Source organism: Pseudonocardia sp., assembly GCF_025965585.1.
In the GTDB taxonomy this organism is placed as follows: Bacteria; Actinomycetota; Actinomycetes; order Mycobacteriales; family Pseudonocardiaceae; genus Pseudonocardia.
Genome location: NZ_JAOPWR010000011.1, coordinates 1 through 3919 on the forward strand (window position 1 = coordinate 1; position 3919 = coordinate 3919).

At 70.6% G+C, this 3919-nt stretch carries 5 protein-coding genes; 2 read left to right on the forward strand and 3 right to left on the reverse strand.

The features are described 5' to 3' along the window. Positions 1 to 579, reverse strand: a 579-nt coding sequence (locus JWR81_RS00475) for a nitrate/nitrite transporter (RefSeq protein WP_297645195.1), incomplete at its 3' end; no start/stop codon positions are given. A gap of 110 nt (positions 580 to 689) precedes the next feature. Between JWR81_RS00475 and JWR81_RS00480 the strand changes: the two genes are divergently transcribed. Next, positions 690 to 1607 carry a proteasome assembly chaperone family protein gene (locus JWR81_RS00480; protein WP_297645197.1) on the forward strand — a complete coding sequence of 306 codons (918 nt, stop codon included), beginning with the start codon at positions 690 to 692 and terminating at the stop codon, positions 1605 to 1607. A 32-nt stretch (positions 1608 to 1639) separates the two neighbouring features. Continuing rightward, positions 1640 to 2233: a DsbA family protein gene (locus JWR81_RS00485; protein ID WP_297645201.1), complete on the forward strand. Its 594-nt coding sequence runs from the start codon at positions 1640 to 1642 to the stop codon at positions 2231 to 2233. A gap of 60 nt (positions 2234 to 2293) precedes the next feature. Here JWR81_RS00485 and JWR81_RS00490 read toward each other — a convergent pair whose 3' ends face one another. Both JWR81_RS00490 and JWR81_RS00495 read right to left on the reverse strand, forming a co-directional pair. Continuing rightward, a complete protein-coding gene (locus tag JWR81_RS00490) occupies positions 2294 to 2443 on the reverse strand; it encodes a lmo0937 family membrane protein (protein WP_297645204.1) in 150 nt (49 codons plus the stop codon). A 268-nt stretch (positions 2444 to 2711) separates the two neighbouring features. Further along, on the reverse strand, positions 2712 to 3919 hold a 1208-nt coding region (locus JWR81_RS00495; protein WP_297645207.1), incomplete at its 5' end, for an NRAMP family divalent metal transporter.

Here is a 3919-nt window from a genome sequence, read left to right on the forward strand (position 1 = left end):
CTCGGGCGCACCGGGCGGGCGGTTGCGCAGGACCGCCGCCACCGCGACCGCGACGGCCAGCCCGAGCGCCGCCGCCGAGACGAACGCGGTGGTCCAGCCGGGACCGCGCAGCAGCGCGGCGAACGGCAGGGCCGAGAGCACCTGGCCCAGCTGCCCGAGCAGACCCGTCATCTGGGTCATGAGCGGCACGCGGCGCACCGGGAACCACGCCGAGACCACCGACAGCACGCTGATGAACGTCAGCGCATCGCCGGTGCCGACGAGCACGCGCGCCACGACGGCCAGCGGGATGTCCTCGGCGAGCGCCATCACGAGCTGTCCCGCCGCCATGGTCAGGGCACCGATCACCACCAGGCGTTTCGCGCCGAACCGGTCGAGCAGGACGCCCGCCGGCACCTGCAGCGCGGCGTACACGAGCAGCTGCAGCACGACGAAGCCGGACAGCCCGACGGGAGCGGCCTCGAAGCGCGTGGCCGCGTCGAGGCCGGCGACCCCGAACGAGGTGCGCTGCATGACGCCGACGAGATAGGCGGCGAGACCGACGGCCCAGACGGCCCACACGCGACGTTGCCGGCTCATGCCCTTCTTCCTTTTATCGGACCCAATGGTGCGGGACACCGACCCGGGACGGGATGCTGTGCGGGGAGTTTCACGTTGAGGACGACGACACGTCGATGGGGAGGTACGGGGTGCTGGAGCCTGCGGAGCTGTACGAGGTGGCGTCGGAAGCCCCGGAGCTGGACGAACCGGTGCTGCTGGTGGCACTGGACGGCTTCGTCGACGCCGGGAACGCCGCCCGACTCGCGGTGGCGGCGTTGCGGGCCGACCGGGACGCACGCACCGTCGCGACGTTCGACGTCGACCAGCTGATCGACTACCGGTCGCGGCGGCCCCCGCTGCGGTTCGAGACCGACCGGTGGGCGGCCTACATCCCGCCGAAGCTCGACCTTGTCGTGCTGTCGGACACCGGTGACACACCCTACCTGCTGCTCTCGGGGCCCGAGCCGGACATGCAGTGGGAGCGGTTCTCCGCTGCCGTGGCGCAGCTGGTGGAGCAGCTCGGCGTACGGCTGGTGATCAACCTGACCGCCATCCCGATGGCCGTGCCGCACACCCGTCCGATCGGGGTGACGGCGCACGGCACCCGGCCGGAGCTGACCGAGGGCCACGAGGCCTGGTTCGCCACGGCCGAGGTCCCCGGCAGCGCCGTCGCGCTCATGGAGTTCCGCCTGGGCGAGGCGGGCCACGACGCGATGGGCTTCGCCGTGCACGTGCCGCACTACCTGGCGCGCGCCGAGTACCCGCAGGCCGCGCGCGTGCTCATCGACCACGTCGGGCTCGCCGCGGGGCTCTACCTACCCACGGAGGCGCTGTCCAAGGCCGCCCAGCGCGCCGAGGAGGAGATCGCCGAGCAGGTGGAGGCCTCCGACGAGGTCAAGCAGGTGGTCGAGGCGCTGGAGCGGCAGTACGACACGGTGTCGTCGGGCCGGGGCGACCGCTCCACGCTCGGCATGGCCGGCGAGCTCCCGAGCGCGGACGAGCTCGGTGCCGAGGTCGAGAAGTTCCTCGCCGCCCGCGACGAGGAGGACGGGGACGAAAGCTCTTGAGCTTTCAACTTCTTCCGCGGTAGGGTCGGCTCATGAGCCCTACTCCGGTCGATGTCTTCTTCGACCCCGGTTGCCCCTTCACCTGGCGCACGTCGCGCTGGATCGCCGAGGTGGCCGGCGCCGACGTCGCCACCGTGACCTGGCGGCTCATGAGCCTCGGCATCCTCAACGAGGGCAACGAGATCCCTGAGCAGTACCGCGCGATGATGGCGCAGGGTGTCCGCGTGCTCCGCGCGCTGGCCGCGGCCGGCGCCACCGGAGGGAACGACGCGGTCGCCGCGCTGTACACGGCGCTGGGCACCCGCCAGCACGAGAAGGGCGAGTTCCTCTCCGACGACGTCGTGGCCGACGCCGTCGCGGAGGCGGGACTGCCCGCGTCGGTTGCCGCGGCCGTCGACGACGAGAGCCTGGACGCGGTGGTGCGCACGAGCCACGAGGAGAGCCAGGCCGCGGTCGGCCAGGAGTCGGGCAGCCCGATCCTGCGGCTCGACGGCCACGGGTACTTCGGGCCGGTGGTCGTCCCCGCCCCCACCGGCGACGAGGCGCTGCGGCTGTTCGAAGCCGTGCGCCTGATCGCGTCGGTGCCGGCGTTCAGCGAACTGAAGACGAGCCGCGCGGCGCTCTGATCCGTACGCGCCCATGCCCGCGACCTGAGCGGTCGCGGGCATCGGCGTACGTGGACCCGATCAGACGCGGGCTCCGCGGCCGCGGACGAAGTGCACGATCGCGACGATGATCGCGATCACGATCAGTGCGTGGATGACCGCACCGATGTGGAACACGAAGAAACCGAGCAGCCACAGGACCAGCAACACCGCGGCGATGGTGAGCAACATGGTTCGCTCCCTTTTCTGCCGACCGGTGCCGGCTCGACCTTCTGTTACCGATACCGGAGATCGACAAACATTCGCGGGTAGGGGTGGGTCGGAGTCCGGCCCGGCCCAGGCCTCCGGTGAGCTGCGCGGGCTACCTCGGATCGTCGTGGGCCGGGGCCGCGGTGGATCGCTGCTCAAGGGCGCCGGGATCAGGGGCGCAGAGGAGCCGCGAGGGAGTTCGGCGAGGCCATGTCGTCTCGAGGTCGGCGAGCTACGCCCCTCCGGCGGCTCAGCTGCCGCCGCCGGTGATCTGTTGGACCAGGTAGACGAGGCTGAGGATCGTGACGATCGCGGTGACGACCCAGCCGGCGGCACGCAGCGGGCCCCTCAGTGCTCGGTCGCCCGTCAGCGTGGCGTCGCTCGTGACGAGCATCAGCGCAGCCAGACCGATGGGAGTGGCGACCCCGGCCACGATGCTGGCCAGGAACAGCAGCTGGATCGGCGAGATCGCGAACGCGCTGATCAGGACGGCCAGCACGGTCGATGCCGTGATCACTCCGTAGAACGCGGGTGCATTCCTGACCGGCTCCGAGAGCCCTCTGCGCAGGTCCAGTTGCCCTCCCACCACGTAGCCGGTGGTGACCATCAGCACCGGCACGGCGATCAGCGCGGATCCCAGCAGCCCCACCCCGAACACAGCACTGGCGAACTGGCCCGCGGCCGGTGCCAGCGCCTGAGCCGCCTCCTCGGCGGTGTCGACCGGTCGGTGCTGCACGCCGAGCGTGGCACCGGTGGCGATCAGGATGAACCACATGATCACCACGGAGAAGAACGTGCCGACGATAGCGTCGAGCTGCCGGGTCTTCCGGAGCGCCTCGTCGGGGCGTTCCTCGGATATCTGCACCGACTGCCACACGTACACATACCCGGTGATGGCGGTGCCCAGGATCGCCACGGCACCCGTGATGTAGTCCCCGTTCATCGAGAAACGGGGGACGAAGGTGTCCCGCAGCACCTGGCTCCAGTCGGGATGGGCCAGCACCGCCGCGGCCGGATACGCGAGCAGGACCAGCAGCACGTACTTCAGCACGCGTTCGACCTCGTCGTAGGTCCCCCACAGCACCAGCGCCAGCGCCGCTCCGGCGAAGAGCACCGGGAACCAGTTGCTGTCGTGTTGGAACAGCAGACCCAGCGCGGCTCCGCCGGCGTGGACGTCCGCGGCGAGGGTGAGGACGTTGACGCCCACGATCGATGCGAGCAGCACCCATTGTGGGACGGGTCCGTACCGGACCTTCACGGCCTCCTGCAGGTTGCGTCCGGTGATGGCTCCGATGCGGGTGGCGATGACCAACACGATTGCCAGCATGGGGAACAGCAACCAGGTCAGCCACGACAATGCGTACATCGTGGTGGCACCCACCACCGCCATGGTGGCCACCGTCGTCGGGTCGATGTCCGCGGCCCCGGCGACCAGCCCAGGACCGAGCGTCTTCAGGC